This is a genomic window from Aliiglaciecola sp. CAU 1673 (assembly GCF_029223185.1).
In the GTDB taxonomy this organism is placed as follows: domain Bacteria; phylum Pseudomonadota; class Gammaproteobacteria; order Enterobacterales; family Alteromonadaceae; genus Bowmanella.
Genome location: NZ_JARHUG010000005.1, coordinates 25,287 through 45,948, shown reverse-complemented (window position 1 = coordinate 45,948; position 20,662 = coordinate 25,287). Strand labels below are relative to the sequence as shown.

18 protein-coding genes are annotated in these 20,662 nt (G+C 52.1%); 14 read left to right on the top strand and 4 right to left on the bottom strand.

The features are described 5' to 3' along the window. Position 1: 1 nt before the first annotated feature. Positions 2-955, top strand: coding sequence for a diguanylate cyclase (locus P2G88_RS06000; protein ID WP_275794861.1), 954 nt, complete (start codon positions 2-4; stop codon positions 953-955). On the opposite strand, the gene P2G88_RS05995 is transcribed toward P2G88_RS06000, so the two are convergent. The 3 genes from P2G88_RS05995 to P2G88_RS05985 all read right to left on the bottom strand — a co-directional run bounded on the left by P2G88_RS05995 (position 952) and on the right by P2G88_RS05985 (position 5,525). Continuing rightward, entirely contained in the window at positions 952-1,992 is a 1,041-nt protein-coding gene (locus P2G88_RS05995) for an alkaline phosphatase D family protein (protein WP_275794860.1), read from the bottom strand. The two genes, P2G88_RS06000 and P2G88_RS05995, sit on opposite strands and share 4 nt — an antisense overlap. Then, complete coding sequence (locus P2G88_RS05990; RefSeq protein ID WP_275794859.1) at positions 1,989-3,110, bottom strand: alkaline phosphatase family protein; 1,122 nt, start codon at positions 3,108-3,110, stop codon at positions 1,989-1,991. Before P2G88_RS05990 ends, P2G88_RS05995 begins: the two co-directional genes overlap by 4 nt. A gap of 66 nt (positions 3,111-3,176) precedes the next feature. Then, the gene (locus tag P2G88_RS05985; protein ID WP_275794858.1) at positions 3,177-5,525 is read right to left on the bottom strand and encodes a TonB-dependent receptor; all 2,349 of its coding nucleotides are present in this window, start codon (positions 5,523-5,525) and stop codon (positions 3,177-3,179) included. Positions 5,526-5,743: 218 nt separating this feature from the next. On the opposite strand from P2G88_RS05985, the gene betI reads away from it, so the two are divergent. The 11 genes from betI (at position 5,744) to P2G88_RS05930 (ending at position 18,773) form a co-directional block, all read left to right on the top strand. Beyond that, positions 5,744-6,346, top strand: a complete 603-nt coding sequence (gene betI / locus P2G88_RS05980; RefSeq protein ID WP_275794857.1) for a transcriptional regulator BetI — start codon at positions 5,744-5,746, stop codon at positions 6,344-6,346. Beyond that, the gene (locus P2G88_RS05975; RefSeq protein WP_275794856.1) at positions 6,340-7,527 is read left to right on the top strand and encodes a BCCT family transporter; all 1,188 of its coding nucleotides are present in this window, start codon (positions 6,340-6,342) and stop codon (positions 7,525-7,527) included. The genes betI and P2G88_RS05975 overlap by 7 nt, the downstream gene beginning before the upstream one ends. 28 nt (positions 7,528-7,555) lie before the next feature. Continuing rightward, positions 7,556-9,166, top strand: coding sequence for an alkaline phosphatase (locus P2G88_RS05970; RefSeq protein ID WP_275794855.1), 1,611 nt, complete (start codon positions 7,556-7,558; stop codon positions 9,164-9,166). Positions 9,167-9,288: 122 nt separating this feature from the next. Continuing rightward, complete coding sequence (gene purE, locus P2G88_RS05965; protein WP_275794854.1) at positions 9,289-9,780, top strand: 5-(carboxyamino)imidazole ribonucleotide mutase; 492 nt, start codon at positions 9,289-9,291, stop codon at positions 9,778-9,780. Next, complete coding sequence (locus P2G88_RS05960; protein ID WP_275794853.1) at positions 9,777-10,916, top strand: 5-(carboxyamino)imidazole ribonucleotide synthase; 1,140 nt, start codon at positions 9,777-9,779, stop codon at positions 10,914-10,916. The genes purE and P2G88_RS05960 overlap by 4 nt, the downstream gene beginning before the upstream one ends. 106 nt (positions 10,917-11,022) lie before the next feature. Beyond that, complete coding sequence (trxA, locus tag P2G88_RS05955; RefSeq protein ID WP_275795072.1) at positions 11,023-11,880, top strand: thioredoxin; 858 nt, start codon at positions 11,023-11,025, stop codon at positions 11,878-11,880. Positions 11,881-12,036: 156 nt separating this feature from the next. Beyond that, positions 12,037-12,738 (top strand): spondin domain-containing protein, encoded by a 702-nt coding sequence (locus P2G88_RS05950; protein ID WP_275794852.1) that lies wholly within the window; start codon positions 12,037-12,039, stop codon positions 12,736-12,738. An 8-nt stretch (positions 12,739-12,746) separates the two neighbouring features. After that, on the top strand, positions 12,747-13,496 hold the full coding sequence (locus tag P2G88_RS05945; protein ID WP_275794851.1) for a spondin domain-containing protein: 750 nt from the start codon (positions 12,747-12,749) through the stop codon (positions 13,494-13,496). 13 nt (positions 13,497-13,509) lie between these two features. Further along, positions 13,510-14,241 carry a response regulator transcription factor gene (locus tag P2G88_RS05940; protein ID WP_275794850.1) on the top strand — a complete coding sequence of 244 codons (732 nt, stop codon included), beginning with the start codon at positions 13,510-13,512 and terminating at the stop codon, positions 14,239-14,241. Next, positions 14,232-15,713: a HAMP domain-containing sensor histidine kinase gene (locus P2G88_RS05935; RefSeq protein ID WP_275794849.1), complete on the top strand. Its 1,482-nt coding sequence runs from the start codon at positions 14,232-14,234 to the stop codon at positions 15,711-15,713. Before P2G88_RS05940 ends, P2G88_RS05935 begins: the two co-directional genes overlap by 10 nt. Positions 15,714-15,833: 120 nt before the next feature. Continuing rightward, positions 15,834-18,773, top strand: a complete 2,940-nt coding sequence (locus P2G88_RS05930) for a ligand-binding sensor domain-containing diguanylate cyclase (RefSeq protein ID WP_275794848.1) — start codon at positions 15,834-15,836, stop codon at positions 18,771-18,773. Here P2G88_RS05930 and msrA read toward each other — a convergent pair. Continuing rightward, positions 18,770-19,312, bottom strand: a complete 543-nt coding sequence (msrA, locus tag P2G88_RS05925; RefSeq protein ID WP_275794847.1) for a peptide-methionine (S)-S-oxide reductase MsrA — start codon at positions 19,310-19,312, stop codon at positions 18,770-18,772. The two genes, P2G88_RS05930 and msrA, sit on opposite strands and share 4 nt — an antisense overlap. 115 nt (positions 19,313-19,427) lie before the next feature. Here msrA and P2G88_RS05920 point away from each other — a divergent pair, with 115 nt between their 5' ends. Next, positions 19,428-19,811, top strand: a complete 384-nt coding sequence (locus P2G88_RS05920; protein WP_275794845.1) for a DUF393 domain-containing protein — start codon at positions 19,428-19,430, stop codon at positions 19,809-19,811. After that, complete coding sequence (locus P2G88_RS05915) at positions 19,796-20,524, top strand: SDR family NAD(P)-dependent oxidoreductase (RefSeq protein ID WP_275794843.1); 729 nt, start codon at positions 19,796-19,798, stop codon at positions 20,522-20,524. Before P2G88_RS05920 ends, P2G88_RS05915 begins: the two co-directional genes overlap by 16 nt. The last annotated feature ends 138 nt before the right edge of the window (positions 20,525-20,662 follow it).

The following is a 20,662-nucleotide window of genomic DNA, read 5'->3' as shown; positions in this document are numbered from 1 at the left end:
TTTGACCTCTGCAATTGAACAGATTTCACTCGCTCAGAGTACCGAAGTTCGAAATCGGCGTGGACGTATATTGGTGGTGGATGATCAACCCATCAATATTCAGGCTATTCATCAGATTTTTATAAACGAACATGAACTCTTTGTTGCCACCAGTGGCCAACAAGCGTTGGACTTTTGCCAAAGTACGCCACCCGACCTGCTATTGCTCGATGTGATGATGCCACAAATGAGTGGCCTGGAAGTCTGCCGCCGCCTCAAGCAGCAAGATGCCACGGCGGATATTCCGGTTATCTTTGTGACAGGCGCTGATAGCCAGGAAGATGAAAACTCATGCTGGGAGGCCGGCGGTGTGGATTTCGTCTCAAAGCCAGTCAATGCTCAAACCCTGAAAAACCGGGTCAGAGCGCATCTTACGCTTAAGTTTCAGGCTGACTTGCTCAAGGAAATGGCCTTTCGGGATGGGCTGACCGGCGTTGCCAATCGCCGCTTTTTTGATGAAACCCTGCAGCAGGAATGGCGTCGTTGTAGTCGCTCTAACCAACCCATATCGCTAATCCTGCTGGATATCGATTTTTTTAAAAAATACAACGACACCTACGGCCATTTAGACGGTGACGAGTGCCTCAAGCATGTGGCCGCAATCATCTCTCATCAGGTCAGGCGACCTGGCGACTTAGTGGCGCGCTACGGTGGTGAAGAATTTGCAGTGATTTTGCCTAACACCCCCCTGCGCGGCGCCGTTGAGGTGGCCATGAAAATAGAAGAAGCAGTGCGGGATATGTCCATGCCTCATGAGCAGGGCGTAAATGAAAAAGTGGTCAGCGTGAGCGTGGGGGTGGCTACCTGGCACATGGACGCTGATCTTGGCCCCGATCAGTTGATAGAGCTGGCTGATCGCCAGCTCTATCGTGCCAAAGAGCAGGGCCGTGCAAGGGTCTGTTTTGAAGAGACCTAGTAGGGGCTGATACTCGACAGGGGCAGTCGCTGCCCCATTACGTCATTGCCTTTTTCATCTCTCAGGCCGAAACGAATAATTGGATCGGCCTGTTGCCAGTCTATCTCCAGATAACCGTAGTTTACATTGTGTGTGTGGTTTCCTACCCGGTGCTGGTTAGGACTCACGTCTTTCCATTCTTCAGTCAAGCCAGAGCTGGTGATTTCCCAAATTGGGTAATCCATGCCCTTTTCCAACTTGGAAAGCTCGCCCCAATGGGTATCGCCGCTGATAACGATCACGCCGTTAAGTTGGGCTTCTTTGATCAGCTTAAGCAGACGATTGCGATCGGCAGGATAATTGGCCCAGGCTTCCCAGCCGCTAAACTCAGGCAACAACTGCAAGCTGCTGGCAATAATTCGAATGGCCGCCGGCTTCTTTAGCTCCTGTTCCAGCCATTGCCACTGGGTTTCACCCAGCATACTGGCATTGGGATCCTCGCTTACCTCGTATGGCCCCATATTATGGGGGCGACGAGAGAACAGATAACCAAGTTTGCCAACGCTGGACAAGGGGGGGCGGTTCCAGCGTAAGTCCGGCATAATCACCCTTATCAGCTGCTCTCCTTCGCCATAGGTATAGGAGGTGTAGATGCCGTCGGGGCGTTGACGCCTGGCCGAATCCTGTGGTTCACCCCAAAAATCCAGCATGATTTGGCGGGACGCTTCTTTTTGTGGATATTCGGCGCCGGCATCATCTTCACCAAAATCATGGTCGTCCCAAATAGCAATTAATGGGGTTGAAGCCTTCAGGCTTCGAAAGCCGGGATTCGTCGCCAGTTTTTGATATTTGGCGGCCAACAGCGTCATGTCTTCGGTATCACCGTAGATATTGTCGCCCAGAAAGGCGAATAGATCAGGCTGCTCGGCATTGATGGCGTTGAGTATGGGCATCTGGTGATCTTGATGGGCGCAGGAGCCAAACAGGATTTTCTGTTGTGCTGCTAAGGCACCGGTACACAGAAGCAGGCTGCTGACTAAAGACAAAGCTCGGTTCATGGCATTAACTCCTTAATGGGGGCAGCGGCCTGGGCATTGAATTTGTTGGGATCTTCTCCCAACAAGGTTAGGGCGGTTGCCGCGATTTGTGCCTGGGTAGGCTCCTTTTCCGGTCTCAGTAGGCCTTGTGCCTTGATACCGGGGCCGATAGCCGCCAACCAAATCTGCTCTGAGCCCAGGATTCCCTCGGGAAAATGAGCAAGGGCCTCTGGGCTTTTCTTAGCCAGTGCCTGCCTGGATGAATGGTGCTGCCAATCGGCTACACCTTGGCCCCTGCCATGGTCGGTAGTTACCATCATCAGGGTATTGTCCTTGTAGCCTGGGGTGGATTGCAGGGTCGCCCACAGGTCGGCAATCAGGCTGTCTGCCCGGTGAATGCCATGGAGGTACTCATCGTAATTACCATCATGGGCAAAATCGTCGGGCTCTCCTAATGCCAGCATCATTACCCTGGGTTTTTGGCGTAGCAAATAGTCTTTGGAATAGTGATAAGTAAAAGCATCCAGACGTACGCTATCCCAGGGGCTCGGGATCTGTGTTTGTAACTGATTGAGAAATTGAATCTGGGCTGGCGTTTGTTTCCCCTCAGCGGTTTCAAATCCGGCATTGATATACAGACCGCTGCGCTCCCGGTTAAAAATAGCGGGAAACACATCCCAACTGGCGAATACAGCGGGGGGCGCCTCATAGCCCGGTTGGTCTTTCAAGTATTCCAGAAATGAGCGTTGAGGATTAGGGAACTTGTCATTGCTATTGATCTGCTCATCCACCACACCAGTGACCATTTCGCTGTAGCCTGGGTAGGAAAAATACCAAGGATTGGCCACCCGCATGTTGGAGCCTTGATTGCGATCACCCATATAGCTGCCTTGAGTGGCAATAGTCTCCCAGAAAAAGGGCATTAAAGCCTGACGACGGGCTTGTGCACTGCCTCGCCAGTAAGCCGCCTTTAATGTCTCTTTGTGCTTGCTGAAATCCGAATCCAACAGGGCGGCATCGGCGCCGTTAAACACCTCCTGCCAGCGTACACCGTCGATAGTCACTAAAATCAGGTTCTTGGGGGGATTGGCTTTGACCGAAAAGGCGGCCACTGCTAACAGCAGCAATAGCATTCTCATGATTTTTCCTTCTTAAACAAAAAAGGCGTGGCCAAGGCCACACCCAATCAAACGCAATGCTTCATCTTAGAAGTTAGCGGTCAGGGTCAGGGCAGCGGTACGGGGCCCGCCAATGTAGTAGCTAAAGCCATTGCCGGTGCCAGAGGACAGGTAGCGCTTGTCCATCAGGTTATTGACCACAAAGGCAATATCCACTGAATCGATCATGTTGTCGCTGTACTCCAGGGTATAGCCAACATTGATATCGATAATGGTGTAATCCTCTACCTGATTGCGCAGGCCAGGGTTGTTGAGGATATCCAGGTAGCCACCTTGACGCTCACCGGTGTATTTGGCAGAGATGCCGCCACGCAGGTTGCCGCTGTAGTAGTCCAGAGACAGGGTGATCATGTCTTCTACCGCATCGATAACGTCGGTATCGGCAACCACTTCGACGTTACGCACGCCTTCGATAACCGTCTCGATGGTATCGGTGTACTCGGACTGGTTCATGGTGTACGCCGCATAGACGCTCCATTTGTCGTCCAGGCGGTAGGTAGCGGAAAGCTCCAAGCCCTGTGACTGAATGCCGCCTTCGTTACGATAAGTACCATCGCCCTGGTCATAGACGATACCGTCCACTTCTGCGCCTGGGGCAATCAGGGTAATGCGGTCGTTGAACTGAATGTCATACAAGGTCGCTGACAGCATCAGGTCATCGGCGCGATAACGCAGACCGAAGTCGATATTTTCGGCGGTTTCCGGCTTCAGGCTGTCGACGTTAGAACCGGCGTTTTCCAATACCAGATCTTTAATGGCGGCGAAGTTTTCGCTGTAACCGGCGAAGATTTCGAGTTCAGGATTAATCTGGTAAACCGCACCAGCGCTTAACAGCACATCGGAGTCACTGTCCACTTTCTTGGTCACTGCGTTGGCGAAGCGATCAAACTTCTCAAGCTCCACCAGGTACTGTTGAGCACCCAGGTTCAGGGTCAGGTCGCCCAAGGCGATAGTGTCCTGCAGATACCATTTAAAGGTGTCGGTGGTGAAGTTGTTGTCAAACTGTGTCCAGTAAGGTGTTTGGTCGAAATGATGATAAACGCGGGCATCGATCACTTTGTGCCAATCGCGAGACTCATCACGATCGGTATTTTCCAGCCAGAATCCGGCCAGTAAATCATGGCTGCCAAGGGTCAGCTCATAGCTACCGGTGGCGCCCATACGCTCCTTACCATAGTGAGTATGGCGATAAGACATTACCGGGATAGCATCATCGGGATAGCAGGATGGGTGCAGGCCAGGGCCGGAAGACCAGGGCCAGTCAAAGCTGGCCGTGCAACCGGCGGCAGGTGCCAGGGGGGTGCCTTGCTGATCGGTAAAACCATAACGAATATTGCTGCCACCTTTATTGGTGGGGTTACCGTTGGCATCAAACACCAGGTTCAGGTATGGCGGGATCCAGTCTCCACGGCCTTTCATCTTGTGGAAATAAGGTGTGAAAGTCAGGGCGGAATCGGCGGACAGCTGATAATCAAATTTCAGATAGGCCAGGGTGTTTTCACGCAAGGTGGACCAGCCTTCGGCATACATCTGGTCGAAATGCGGAATGCCGGTCCAGTTCCAGGTCAGGCGATCCCAATCAGGGTTTTGTTCGAATTCACCAACGCTAACGGCATTGTAGTTATCTTCTTCCACATCGTCGTAGGAAATTCGGCCGGTCAGGGTCAGGGCGCCCAGTTCAGAAACAAACTTGGCTTCTATATGCTGACGATCGGCGCCACCGTTTGCACCTTCACCAATCCAGCGCTTGTTGGATGTTTGCGAATAGCTCGCGTAAGCATAGGTATTGGTGAATATCTCACCGCTTTCGTGACGGATAAAATAGCGGCTGGCGTCATGATCGCCGTTGCTGTAGGCAAAGGTGGTGGCCTGTTCGCGGGCAGGATCGCGACTGACAAAGTTGAACGTTCCGCCCAGAGCATCCAAAGACGCAGAACGAATATCTGAGGTGCCCTGAGCCACTTCCACCGTGGCCATGTTCTCGGCATCCATATAACGGTTGGCTTTGGAGCCGCCACCGTAGTTAGAGCCGCCGTTGGGCAGGCCGTCGATGGTCATACCCAATTGCTGTTGGCTGCCGTCGATACTGAAACCACGCATGCTGATGCTGGTGGACCAATCGTCACCGCCGAAGGCATCGCCTTCATTAATGCTGATACCTGGCAGGTTATCCATCACCGCCAGCACGCTGGTGATAGGTGCCTGCTGCTGGATCATGGAGGCGTCCACCAGGTTGTTAGCATAGGAAATCTTCTTGCCAACCACTGATACTTCTTCAATGGCTTTGTCGGTGGCGGCATCGTCGGCCAGCACCGGTGCGCTGATGGCGCTGCTTACCGCCAGGGCGATAAGGTTAAATCTTGTTATCTTGTTCATGGGCGTTCCGTGTTATGTGTGTTTTTGTCAGATCCAGGGAGAGGGCTGGAGCCCACAAGGGCCGCAAAAGTATGGAAAGCCAATGTGACAGTTGGATTAACGTTAATTGAACGTTCAATTAAAATAAAATGACAGTTTGGTTATCGGACCAATCGGCCATTGCCGTTGTCGTTTAAGTGGGGCTATGCTGTGCGGCTGATGTAAATTGGATCCTTGATATGCCCAAAATCGGAATGGAAGAAGTGCGTCGCCAGCAGTTGATTGATGCCACCTTAGCATCGGTAGAAGAGCACGGTCTGCAAGGCACTACCATCAGCACTATCAGCAAATTGGCGGGAGTTTCCTCCGGTATTATCAGCCATTATTTTGGTGGCAAGCAGGCTTTGTTGGAAGCCACGGTGCGCTACCTGCTTGAACAATTACGACAAGATTTGCTGGCGCAGGTTGCTCAGGGGGCAAGCCCGAAAGAGCGCTTGATGATGATAGTGGAAGCCAACTTTACCCGCCTGCAAAGCAGTGGTCGCGCCGCTAAGACCTGGCTGGCGTTTTGGGCGCAGTCTATGCACAGCGAGGATCTAGCCAGGCTGCAAAGAGTGAATGCGGCAAGGCTTGAAGCTAACTTGCGTTACTCCTTTAAAGCGCTGATCGATCCCTTCGCCGTGAAAATGGCTGCGCAGCGCACGGCCGCTATGATTGATGGATTTTGGCTTCGCAGCGCTCTTAATCGCTGCGAGGAACAGGGCTTTGATCTTGCCCGAGAGAGCTGTAAAGCCTTTATCCAGGATATGTTAAGCAAGTACGCCAAAGGAAAGCGGTGCTAAGTCAGGTTTGGCTCATTTTAGGCCTGGCGCTGGTTGGTATTGCCAGCCTGTGGGCTCTGCTGCGCTGGCACAATCGTGCTTGTTGGGGCGAGCATCCTGTGGGCTTGTTTAGCCTGATCGCTATCTTGTTTACCACTGGACTGGATATCGGCTTGATAATGCTGCCGCTGACGGAGTTTAAAGGCTATACAGACCAACCGCACTTCGCTTTCACCAATCCCCTGGCCCTGGAATTCGGATTCTGGGGTTTTCTTAATTGGGGATTGTATTTTCTCAGCTGTCTGTATTTTTGTCTGCTGGAGCCGAAACTGAAGTTTTTCAGTATTGTGTGGGTCAAGTGGCTCAATAGCCTTGTTATTATCGGCACCTGTGCCTTTACCCTGCACCTTTTTTACACCAATCTGCCTTGGTATCTGCCGCAGCTTGAACAGCCATGGCAAGTCTATTTGTTGTTGGGGCTGGTGTTGTTGCTTGCGCTTTATTCCAGCATGGATATCAACAGGTTAAAGCATCTCAGCCTGATCAGTATGGTTTTGTTTTTCGGCCTGATTCTTCTGCTATGGTGGCAGAGTGATATCACCGTGCTCGGTTATGGCAGTCACCTGCTTGAATTAAGTGATTATTTTTCCTCCTTGCCGCACTTCTTATTGCCGATTAACGATCACCATGAGTTTTATCTTTATTGGTGGTTTGCCTGGAGCATCATGGTGGGGCAATTTACTGCCCGCTTTGTTGCTGGTTTAAAGCCCCGGGCATTACTGGCGGCTATGTTGATACTGCCTTCTATCCCCATCGCCTTATGGTTTGCCTTGCTATATCACTTTGAGCTGCATCCGCAGGGCATGACCCCTCTGGTATCTATGGCCATGGTGTTGGTAGGGATTTTATTTGTAATCAACTCGCTGGATTCCCTGATCCGGCTTTATGCTGACAACCTGTCGGTGAATGTTGAGCGCTTGGGCAGCAAAACCTATATCGCCTTTCATTTCAGCCTGCTTTTTGTCCTGAGTGTGCTTTATGACTCAAACCTTATTCAGATCCACGTTTTTGGCGCCCTGGCCATTGGCTTGCACCTGTTAACTCTGATTTATGCCCTGAGACAGCATAGACATCAAGATGGGCTGCTTTACCGCCGTCAGCCTGTCATAATAGAGCCCATTGAACATGAATCTTGTCACTAGATCTTTGATGATTTCCCTGAGGATTTTTATGAAAAACCTGCGTATCGCCGGCGTTTCCCTGTTGGCGCTATCTTTACTGTCCGCCTGTGTGATGACCCAGCCGGGTACTGCCCAGCAAGGCCCGGGCAAGGTAAAAAACCTGATTTTGATGATTGGCGATGGTATGGGCCCACAGCAGGTCGGCCTGCTTGAAGAATATGCCCGCCGTGCGCCCCACTCTCGCTATCAGGGCAGTGCGACTGCTATTAGTACCTTTGCCTCTGCGGGCATCACAGGTTTCTCTTTGCATGGTCCCTATGATGCTCTGGTGGTGGATTCGGCCTGTTCGGCCACGCAGCTGGCCACCGGTCTCCCGTCGCGCAGCGAAATGATTGGTTTGGACGCCGAAGGGAATCCGGCCAAAACCCTGCTGGAGCGCGCCAAAGCCATGGGCAAGTCAACCGGTTTGGTCTCCGATACGCGCATGACACACGCCACCCCGGCGGCTTTCATTGCGCACCAGGCTCACCGCTCGATGGAAAACGAGATTGCTGAGCAGATGGTCATGTCCAATCAGGCCGATGTTTTGATGTCCGGCGGTGTAGGTTATTTCCTGCCTGCGGATGCCGCCCAGCGCCATGACCCCATTTTGCAGCGTATTCGTAACGCCGGGATCAGCACCAAATCCAAGCGTGATGACAACAAGCACTTGTTACAAGAGGCCGAGAACCTGGGCTATCAATTTGCCTTTAACCGTGATGAGTTGATCAGTAACAGCCCGAATAAACTAATCGGCCTGTTTGCTTCCTCGGCAATGCAGGATGGCATTACCTACCATGGACGCGACGCCAATATTAACGAACCCAGCCTGCGCGATATGACCGTTAAGGCCCTGGAAATTCTGTCCAGAGATCCCAATGGATTCTTCCTGATGATCGAAGGCGGACAGATTGACTGGGCAGGTCATAACAACGATGCGGGCATGATGTTGCATGAGATGCTTAAGTTCGATGAAGCCATTCAAGCGGTGTACGATTGGGTTCGCTATCGCAATGACACCCTGGTGGTGATCACGGCCGATCATGAAACCGGTGGTTTTGGCTTTAGTTACAGCCGTAAGGATGTGGCACCACCCTCAACCCTTCCTGGCAGCGCCTTTGAAGATAAGGCATTCTATCCCAACTTTAATTTCGGCGACTTGTCGGTGCTGGACAAGCTCTATGCGCAAAAGAAAAACTTTTACGGTATCTGGCGCGAGGCTCATGGGAGCAACGACTTTCCCACTGTGGAAAGCCTGATGCAGGCCGTCAATGCCAATACCGAATTCCCGATCAATGAAGCCGACGCCAAGCGGGTGCTTGAACGAGAGGCCAACGAGTATCAAATCGACGGCCACAAAACCCTTTCCGGTGATGCTTTCCCCAAGGTCTATGACTTTAAGGAATTCTATGTTTATGGCGATGATGTGCATCAGAACCTGATTGGTCGGGTGCAGGGTAAGTATCAGAACATTGTCTGGAGTACCGGTACTCACACCCATACACCAGTGCCGGTGATCGCCTGGGGACCTATGCGCGCTGCCAGCCAGTTCCGTGGCATCAATACCCATGTAGAGCTGGGTAGTCGCATGGCTGCTCTGCTGGAAGGCACCACTAAATAAGCCAGTGGGACGAAAGCGGGGAATTGATGTACAATCCCGCTTTATTTTTTTGCCCTGGCGGTGGTGACGCTCTTTCATCAGCTGCCGCCAGGTACAGTGACTAGCAAAGACCGAGGTTTACCATGCCAAAAGTGGCGATAGTAATGGGTTCTCAATCTGATTGGCCGACCATGCAGCAAGCTGCTCTGATGCTGGAACAGCTGGGCGTTAAATATAGTGCCAAAGTGGTTTCCGCCCACCGTACACCGGATTTGCTGGCAGAATTTGCCCGTACCGCCCATGAGCAGGGAATCGAAATCATTATTGCCGGCGCCGGCGGCGCAGCCCACTTGCCTGGTATGATTGCCGCGCATACCCATTTGCCGGTGTTCGGTGTGCCGGTAAAGTCTAAAGCCTTAAGTGGCATGGACTCGCTGCTTTCTATCGTGCAAATGCCAAAAGGCATTGCCGTGGGCACGCTGGCTATCGGTGAAGCCGGTGCGGCCAACGCCGGCTTGATGGCTGCTCAGGTTCTGGCACTACATGATGATGTGGTACGCACCAAGCTGCAAACCTTTCGTGCCGAGCAAACCGCCGCGGTGCTTGCCAATCAGACCCTGGAGCTGCCTCAATGAAGGTGCTGATCCTCGGCTCAGGTCAGCTGGCGCGGATGATGTATCTGGCCGCTGCGCCCCTGGGTATTCACCTGACCGCAGTGGATGTGAGCAATGGTAAGGTGGTCAATCCGCTGACCAAACGCGTGCTGACGCAAAGCCTGCAAGACGCGATGGACGATGCCGACGCCATTTCCGTGGAGTTCGAGCATATTCCGGAGCCGTTATTAGAGCAGGCGCAGATGACCGGTAAATTTTACCCCAGCATGACCGCCATTCTGACCGGTGCCGATCGTGTCCGCGAAAAACGTCTGCTGGATAAGCTCAATATCGCCAATTGCCCCTACGCCATCGTGACCGATGTGGCCCAGCTCGATGACGTCATGGCCAAGTTGGGCCAGGAACTTATCTTAAAGGCCAGTCGTGATGGTTATGACGGCTACGGACAATGGCGTTTGCGCAGTGCCGATGAATTGGCGGCGCTTAAACAGTCTTTGGCCGAGCTGGATCTGCAAAAAGTACCGCTGGTGGTGGAAAAGAAACTGGATTTCCAGCGCGAACTGTCAATTGTCGGCATGCGTGGCAAAAACGGCGATCTGGCTTTCTATCCGCTGGCGGAAAACCTGCACCATCAGGGACAACTGCATGTCTCTGTGGCGCCAGCTCCAGCGCTGGACGATAAGCTTACAGCACAGGCCAGAGAGGTCTTTACCAAGTTGACCGAGGCCCTGGATTACGTGGGTGTGCTGGCGGTGGAATTTTTCCAGATGGGCGATCAACTGTTGGTCAATGAAATTGCGCCAAGAGTGCATAACTCCGGACATTGGACCCAACAAGGCGCCGATACCAGTCAGTTTGAAAATCACCTGAGGGCGATTTGCGGCCTGCCGTTAGGCAGCACCCAGTTGCTGGGAGTCAGTGCCATGATCAATATCATCGGTTATGGCTCCTTTAACCGCGATATGCTGGCGGTGGAAGGTTGTCATCTGCATTGGTACGGTAAAGAAGTCCGGCCAAAGCGTAAGATGGGGCATTTTAACCTGCGCGCCAAAGACTATACCCAGCTGGCTGCTGCCATGACCGCGCTGAGCGGTTATTTACCGCAAAGTCACTTCCCGATGCTGGCAGATAAGGCCGCAGAATTATCCACGCTATAATCCGCTTGAGATAAAAACGGGGCCATACAGGCCCCGTTTGCTTTTGCACCTTGCTTGCAAATCCCCTATTCGCCCCCATAACATTGGCATTGAACTCTCTCATGCCATGGAATCGACAGTGAATAACATTGTAAATATGAATTTGGACAACTTTCAGCAGTTGGTCCTGGAAACCTCTAAAGAAAAACTGCTGGTCGTGGATTTTTGGGCCGATTGGTGTGAGCCCTGCAAAACCTTAATGCCCATCCTGGAAAAGCTGGCCAAAGAAAATGAGCAGCATTTGGTGCTGGTCAAAGTGGATTGCGATGCCGAGCAGCAAATTGCCATGCAATTTGGGGTGCGTAGTCTGCCCACCGTGATCTTGGTGAAAGATGGTCAGCCGGTAGATGGTTTTGCCGGCGTGAAGCAGGAATCGGAAATCCGTGCGATGCTCGAGCAGCACCTGCCAAGTCCCGCCGATGAGCTATTGTCCGAGGCGCAGCAACTGTTGGCCGCAGGCGAAGCCGAGCAAGCCTTTACTCTGGCCAAGCATGCCCATGACCTTGATAAAGAGCGTGCCGATATCAAATTTGTGATGATTGAGGCCTACCTGGATTTGGGGCAGTTTGAGCCGGCCAAGACCCTGCTCAGTACCATCGGTATGGTGGATCAGGACGCGACCTATCAAAGCCTTAAAGGGCGCATTGAGTTGGCTGAGCAAGCTGCCGACACTCCTGAAATTCAAGCCTTGCAGCAAGCCCTTCAGGCGCAGCCGGACAGCCTTGATGTCAAAGTACAGTTAGCGGTCCAATTGCAGCAGGCCGGTCGTGCCGAAGAAGCATTGGCACTGTTGCTGGAAGTCCTGCAAAAAGATCTGAATTTCGGCGAGGCTAAAAAGTTTATGCTGGATACTATTAATGCTTTGCCCAAAGGCGATCCATTGGCCAGTCAGTATCGTCGCAAAGTCTATAGCTTGTTGTACTAAATTTCGATTTGCCGCTAGCCTTTGCCAACTCAGAAACAGGCCACTGATTGTGGCCGTTTTTTTAAATTGATAGAAACGTGAAGGTGTTGTGATACTTCTGCGATAATTTCCTCCCATGCTTTTCCTCGCGTATTTAACTTTGCGAGGAATCATGCAATGAAATCATATTTGTCCTGCACCGCTGGTCTGGCGATGCTGATGGCCGCCCCGGTCTATTCCGCACAACTGAGTATTCAGGTGCAGAATCTTACCCAGGGGATCTATTTCACCCCTTTGCTGATCACTGCGCATACCCCGGATATCAGTCTGTTCAACAGTGGCGAAGCCGCTTCTTCTGAACTGCAGGCCATGGCTGAGGGCGGTGACATTTCTGCGTTGGTGAGTCTGGCCAGCGGACTGAACGCCAATAATCTGGAGAACCCCGCTGGCGGCTTGCTGGCGCCAGGTCAAAGCGCAAGTGGCAGCCTGGCCACGGATGATGCCAATAGCCGGTTGTCTTTAGTTGGTATGATCCTGCCCAGCAACGATGGTTTCGTCGGCTTAAATAGCTGGACCATTCCCACTGAGCCCGGCACTTACAGCGTTTATCTTAATGCCTATGACGCCGGCACTGAGGTTAATGATGAGATTCGTGGTGGTGGTGCGCCCGGAGAGGCCGGTATGCCGGTACCACCGCCATTGGAAGCCTTAGTTGGCACCGGCGGTACTGGCGTTGCCAGTAGTGAAAGCAACAGCACGGTACATATCCATCGCGGAAATCTCGGTGATGACAATCTTAGCGGTGGGAGCAGCGATATTCAGAATCAGGTGCAGCGCTGGCTGAATCCGGTCGCCAAAGTCACCATCGTCGTGAACTAGGAGGGCTTATGTCTACTTTGAACACATGCCCAACAATACCTCGCCAGTTGTCGATGTTGGCGGTTGTTATCGGTCTGACACTGGGTCTTAGCGCCTGTGGCGATGATGATGACCCTGTGACGATGACACCAACTCCCACGCCTACGCCAACCCCAACACCGGTGACTTATCGTTATGAAGTCAGTGTGACCAACCTGACTCATGAACAGCCCCTTTCCCCCATTGCGGTGGTGTTGCATGAATCCGGGCAGCTTTGGCAGGTGGGGGAGAGCGCTTCTGAAGCATTGGAAATGCTGGCCGAAGGGGGCGATAACAGTGCGCTGTTAGCACTGGATATGGTGGTCGCCTCCAGCAGTGGTGAAGCGCCGTTGGCACCCGGTGCCAGCCAGACATTGCAGATCAGCATTGATGATAAGGATATGGCACTGATGTCGATTGTGACCATGTTGGTGAATACCAATGACGCTTTCACCGGTCTCAATGGCATCCCCTTATCGGAATTGGCGGTAGGCCAAAGCTGGACCGGTACGTCTTTTGTATATGACGCCGGCACCGAAGCCAATTCTGAAGCGCAGGGAACCATACCCGGTCCAGCCGATGGCGGTTCGGGCTTTGAAATGACCAGAGACGATGTGGATTTTGTTGCCATGCACCCGGGTGTTGTGGGCAGCGACGATGGATTAACCGGCTCGGTTTTGAGTCATGTCCATGACTTTGATAATCCTGCTATGTCAATTCGCATCACAAGGACAGAGTAACAGGAAAAAGACCATGACCGACAAGGTGCTGATCGTTGAGGATGATGCCGATATTGCCGACTTGCTCAGGGTAAACCTGATGGAGCTCGGTGTGCACACTGAACATCAGGTCGATGGCCAGTTGGCGCTGGAGCGAGCATTGGATGAAGATTTCGCCTTGTTGGTCCTGGATCTGATGTTACCGGGGAAAAGTGGCCTGGAGGTGTGTCGGGAACTGCGTCAAGCCAAACCGGCTCAGGCCATACTGATGTTAACGGCCAAAAATGCGGAGATGGACAGAGTTCTGGGGCTGGAGCTTGGCGCTGACGACTACATGACCAAACCTTTTAGTGTCCGCGAGTTGCAAGCGCGGGCTAAAGCCCAGCTTCGAAGAGTCCACCTGCTGGCAGATACCGTGCAGGATCAGCAACACATGCTGTCTTCACAGCCTCTGGAGCTGGGGCGGTTAAGAATCGATCCCAGCCGTCGCCAGGCGAGCCTGGGTAATCAATGTCTTGATTTGACGGCCACTGAATTTGAGCTGCTCAGCTTTTTTGCGCGCCATCCCAATCAGGTGTTCAGCCGCAGCCAGTTGCTTGAATCGGTATGGGGTTATCACCATAGTGGCTACGAGCATACGGTAAATTCCCATATCAATCGTCTGCGTGCCAAGGTGGAAGTGGATGCCAACACCCCAGCGATTATTCAAACGGTCTGGGGTGTGGGTTATAAGTTGAATGAGCAGGGGGTTCAGCCATGGGCATGACCCTCTATCAGCGACTGGCGCTGTCCTTGCTGGCCGTGTTTATGACCATGGCTCTGCTGCTGTTCTGGTATAGCGGCGAATTGCGCCTGCGCTCTCAGCAGGAAGCCGAACAGCGCCTGCACCTTGGCCTGGCAGGGCATTTAGTGCATGACAATCCTTTGCTTTCACAGGGGCTCTACGACCATGATGCACTGGAAAACCTCTTTCATACATTGATGCTGTTGGGGCCGAGCTTTGAATTTTATTATCTGGACGCCAGGGGAGAGATCCTGGCCTATTCTGCAGAGCCGGGCAAAGTTAAACGGGATAGGGTCGATCTGGCGCCGATTCAGCAATTACTAGTCGAAGGCAGTTCTTTACCCGTACTGGGCGATGATCCCCGTAATCTGGAGCGTCGCAAGATATTCTCTGCTGCTCCCGTGTACCAGGGTGAGAGCCTGCAAGGCTATCTATACATGATCATCGGCGGCGAGCGATTGGATTCGATCTTCGCTGAGGTCAGTAGACATCAATCACTCAAGAAGTATGCACTCTTTGGCATCAGCACCTTGTTGCTTTTACTCGCTTTACTGCTGCTGTTGTTCAGGCTTTTTACCAAGCCACTACAACGTCTCAGCCGTGATATGCATGCCTTTCGCCAAGGCGGATTTTGGCTGGATACCAATAATAAATCCCAGTGGCATGCCGATAGCCACAATGAAATACAACAACTCGGCTGTGCCTTTCATCAAATGGCATCGCAAATCCAGCAACAAATGGAACAACTCAAAAGCATTGACGAGCATCGGCGGGTGTTACTGGCGGATCTGTCCCATGACTTACGTACACCCCTGGCCAATCTGCAAGGCTATATTGAAACCCTGGCATTAAAGGACAATGCGCTTGCAGATACTGACAGACGTCGCTTCCTCGATATTTCACTGCGTAATGCGCAAAATTTAAAAACCCTCATCGATCAAATATTTGAGTTGGCTTATCTGGAAGGCGGTCAAGTCACACTGAAAAATGAGGCATTTGCCTTGGCTGATTTGCTCTACGATGTGGTGGCCAAGTTTACCCTCAAGGCGCAGGAGAGAAATATTCGGCTGGCAGTGGAACCTACCGAGTTCCAGGGGCTGGTCGTTGCCGATATCGAAAAGCTGGAACGGGTGCTCACCAATCTGCTGGAAAATGCGATCCGTCATACGCCCAAGGGTGGGCAGATCACCTTAAGGGCGGCATTTCAGGGGGAGCGGGTCCGTGTCGATGTGCAGGATACCGGGCAAGGCATCAGCCAACAGGAGTTGGCTTATATTTTTAATGCCAGGTATCAGGCATCCAACACCAGGTCGGATAAGGTCAAGCATGTGGGATTGGGACTGGCTATCAGTAAAAAGCTGATGGCCCTGCTGGATTCAGAATTGACCGTGCAAAGCGAAGTTGGCAAAGGCACTTGTTTCAGTTTTGAGCTTCATCCCGCACGCGGAGCCTGATACCACATCCATTTGACATGTGCGCGAAATCTAGGCAGTTTGAGAACTTGTGTTTAGTTTTCCTGATGGGGCCTTGGATCTTTTCAGGAAGGCCCTTCTGAAGGGGAGTTCTCGCTACTTATGACGTTGACAGGCGTCCTGCGGATCGCATTTTTATTGGTTGTTTTGTGGCCATGTACAGGCTTAGCCGGTGACGGTCGCTTAGTCGACTTCTTCCGTGAAAGTTGGACTACTCGCGATGGACTTCCCCATAACACCATTAACGGCATTGCCCAGTCGTCAGACGGCTATTTGTGGCTGTCGACCTGGGAAGGTGCGGTGCGTTTCAATGGTCGCGAATTCAAGTCTTACGGGCGCAGTCCCGAAACCGGCCTGTTGGACAATGGTGTGTTTACTTTAAAGGTCTGCAGTGAAAACATGCTGCTGGCTGATGCCCGGGGCGGTGTCAGTCGCATCCGTAACAATCAATGGCAAAGAATTGCTGAAGCCGGCGTGCTGATCCGTAGCATTCATTGTGATGCCAAAGGCAATTTGTGGTTGGGCACGGAGGGCGAAGGGGTTTACGTGCAGCGCGTCGATGGTGAGCGATTGCATTACGATGCCACATCAGGTCTCACTGACCAAAGCATCTATCAGTTGCTCGAAGATAACACCGGACGTGTCTGGATTGGTACCGCGCAAGGACTGTTTGTGCTGGACAATGGTCATATCAAGCTGATCGAGCCGAGCTCCGGTTTACCGCTGGGCCCCGTATTTGATTTGGTACATGACCCGCAAGGACGACTGCTGGCGGCCACAGAATCGGGTATTTACCGATTGCAAGAAGACCACTTCCACATCCTCACTCCCGGTCTGCAAGATGTCGCCGTGCTGAGATTATTGGTCGACACAGATGATCAGCTCTGGATTGGTACTGTGGGTGACGGACTTTATCGGTTAAGCCCCTTAGGGTTGGAGCATTTGGGCACCGAAATGGGCCTGCCGAACAGCCGGGTGACGGCCCTGTTTAAAGATCGCGAGAACAGCTTATGGGTTGGTACCAACGGCGGGTTGTTTCGCCTTCGCGAAGCGCCGTTTCGGGCTGTCGGAAAAACAGAAGGGTTGTCCGACAATTTTGTGCGTGTGGTAATGGCACATCAAGATGGCACCCTCTGGATTGGCAATAGTAAAGGCGTCGATATTCTTAAACGGGATGAGATTCAAAGGCTTGCGGGACAGTCCACAGAGCAAACTATTCTCAGTCTGGCCCAGGAAACTGATGGTAGCGTATGGGTCGGCACTTTCACCAATGGCTTATTCAAATGGCAGGATGGTCAACAGACTGTCCAACTCAATCGTGAGCATGGGCTGGTATCCAATGAAGTCAGAGCGCTGTTACCGGCAACTGATGGCAGCCTGTGGATCGGTACATCCCGCGGTTTAAATCGGCTTACCGAATCTGGCCTTGAGACTTTTACCCGGGCCCAGGGACTGCCCTCCAACTTCATCGCCGCCTTACACGAAACCGATGATGGGCGTATCTGGATAGGAGGGGCCACCGGCTTTGCCTTTTGGCAACAAGGTGAGATCCAGGTCGTGGATATCAATCCTTTTGAAGCCGCTGAGTTTGTATTTGGCTTTTATCAAGATAGAGGCAGCGACGCTCTTTGGCTGGCAACAGACCGTGGTTTGATTCGGTATCACTTACCCAGTGGTGAGATGCAGTCGATCGGCCGAGCTCAGGGTCTGCCCTTCGATAAGTATTTCCAGATGCTCGGCGATGAGAGAGGGAATTACTGGGTAAGTAGCAACAGGGGGATTTTGCGTTTAGAACGTCAACAAGTGGATGACCTTGTGAAGGGGCTGCGCCAGCAAGTGGATGTGGAACTCTTTGGTGAATCTGATGGCATGTATAGCGCCCAGGCAAATGGTGGCTCCATGCCGGCTGCGACTCTGGCGCAGGATGGCTCCTTATGGTTCGCCATGGCCAAGGGATTGGCGAGCATACAGCCTGAGAGTTTAAACCAGTTTTCCAGAGTCAGCCCACCAGTGGTGGTGGAAGGGGTGGTTGTCGATGGTCAGGTGTTGATGCCTCAAGCCAAGCTGACGCTAAGCCCGGGTATCAGTCGCATACAGTTCGAGTTTGCCGGATTGGGCTATATCATGCCCCAGCGCATTCAATATCAGACGCGACTCGATGGTTTCGACAGCCAATGGGTGTTGCGGAATAACCAAACTGTCACCGAATTCACCAATCTGTCGCCTGGAGACTATCGTTTCCGGGTCAGAGGCCGCTATCCCAATGGTCAATGGTCTGAACAGGAAGCCACCATAGATATTCATCTGCGTCCCCATTTATGGCAACGAAAGGGGTTTTGGTTTGCTGTTTTTGTTATTTGCGCATCGCTGATTCTTGTGGCAGTACGCTTACGCTTGCGGGTACTGCATCGCTTCAATCGCTTGTTGCAAAAGCAGGTGGCCAGACAAACCCAGGAGTTGCGGCGTACTGCCGATTCGCTGCGCCAAGCTGATACTGAAAAATCCGCTTTGCTATCACAACTCAAGCTTCAGTCTGAAGCCTTTGAGCGCCAGGCCCGCCAAGACCCGTTGACTGGATTGGCAAACCGGCGAGCCTTTGATGAGGTATTGCAGCGCGAGTTTGCCAGGGCTACAAGACAGAAATCATCTCTTTGTTTACTGCTTTTGGATTTAGACCATTTCAAACGTATCAATGATCAGTGGTCCCACAATGTGGGTGACAAAGTGCTGAAACGGGTGGCCAAGACAATTCAGTCTGCTTGCCGCGAAACCGATTTTGCTGCGCGATGGGGCGGGGAAGAGTTTGTTATCCTCCTGCCTGACACCGATCTCGCCAGCGCAGAAATATTAGCCAATCGGATATGCCACAACCTTAGTCAACTGGACCTCTCCTCCTTGGCCCAGGGACTGCATCTCACAACCAGCATTGGCCTTGCCACCATCGTTGGTTGCGACAAAGCCGATGAAATTTTACAGCGCGCTGACACCGCCCTCTATCAGGCAAAAGAGGCCGGTCGCAATCAGGTGTGTCTGGCGGGCTAGCCTTTTAGCTTCTCGGCAAATTTTTTCTTAAATTTTGCCAGTTTGGGGGCGACCACCATATTGCAATACTGATTTTGCGGATTATTGTTGAAGTAGTCCTGATGATAGTCTTCTGCCTGATAGTAATTATTCACTTCCACTATCTGGGTAACAACCGGCTCAGGCCAGACTTGCTGCTCACTGATTTCTGCAACGATTTTTTCTGCTTCGGCTTTTTGCTCAGCATCGTGATAAAAAATGGCGCTGCGGTATTGCTCACCAATGTCGTTACCTTGACGATTCAGTTGGGTCGGATTATGCAAAGCAAAAAAGATTTCCAGCACATCCCGATAGCTGAGTTTGTCGCTATCAAAAATGACTCTTACAACTTCTGCATGTCCGGTATCGCCCTTACAAACTTGTTCATAAGTGGGGTTTGTCACATGACCACCGGCATAGCCGGAATAAGCCGATTCCACACCATCTACTGAATTAAAGGCCGATTCAATACACCAGAAACAACCACCGGCCAGAGTGGCCTGTTGAAGATTTTTCGCCATTTTTTTAAAAGCCAATTTCATAAGAGAATCTAAATGTGCGTCCAAACGCGCTCTGCTTCAAGTCATCCAAAAGAATATCTATTGCGTAATCATTCTAAAGATTCAGGACCTATCCATGATCAAACTCACGCTCTTTTATGACGGCAACTGCCCTTTATGCAATTTTGAGGTTCGCCACCTTCGTCGTTGGGACAGTTGCGATGAAATTCGCTTTGTGGACATTAATAATGACGAATTCACTGCGTGCTACCCGGATCTGGATAGGGCAAAGCTTGACGCGATACTGCATGCCCAATGGGCAAACGGCACCTGGGTTTCCGGTTTGGACGCGACGTTGGCAGTCTGGCGTGTGGTCGGCAAAGGTGGCTGGATTGCGCCTTTGCGCTGGCCGCTTATTCGGCCGTTTGCCGATGTGTTGTATGGCCTCTTTGCCCGCTATCGCCACCAATTGACAGGCCGTGCTGACATATCGGATTGCAGCAAATGCCAACTAAAATGAACAATGTCCTGATCATCGGTGCCTCCAGTGCCATCGCGCAGGCCATCACCAAGCAACTTTGCCAAACGGATAACTGCTCAATCGACCTGGTCAGCAGACGTTTGATAGTCCATTTACCCGGCCAGGTGCGAAGCTGGCAACTGCAGCAACAGGATGATCAGGCTATCGGCGCACTCTGCCAGCAACTGGCAAAAGAGGGGAGACGCTATGACTTAGTATTGTGTTGCAGCGGCATATTGCATGGTGAGCAGCTGAAGCCGGAGCGGCGCCTGGAAGATATTCAATCGTCCTCCCTGCAGCAGTACTTTCATGTAAACTCGGTCCTGCCAGCGCTGTGGCTTAAGCATCTGTTGCCATTGGTGAAAGGGAATACTGCTGCTACTTGTGTGTTTTTCAGTGCCAGAGTGGGCAGCATCAACGACAATCGTCTTGGCGGCTGGTACGGCTATCGTGCCTCAAAGGCCGCTCTAAACATGCTGATCAAGACGGCTCAGGTGGAATATGCGCGACGCGCGCCAAATGTGCGCTTGGTCAGCTATCATCCCGGTACCGTGGATACGCCCCTATCTAAGCCCTTTCAATCTAACGTCCCAGCAGACAAGCTGTTCAGTTCAGAGCAGGCGGCGGGCTATTTGCTGTCGGTGCTTGGGGCATTGCCCGACAAAGGGGCTCCCTTTTATTTGGATTGGCAAGGTCAGACCATTCCCTGGTGAGGCAGGGCAAGCTTTACAGCCTGTATAGGGATGAATGCGCGATTAATTCAGCTGGCGGTCAAGACTTTTTGTTATCTCACTGTTAACATCCTGTTCCTTCGAGCGACAATAACAACCATAAAATCAGGGAGTGCGCTT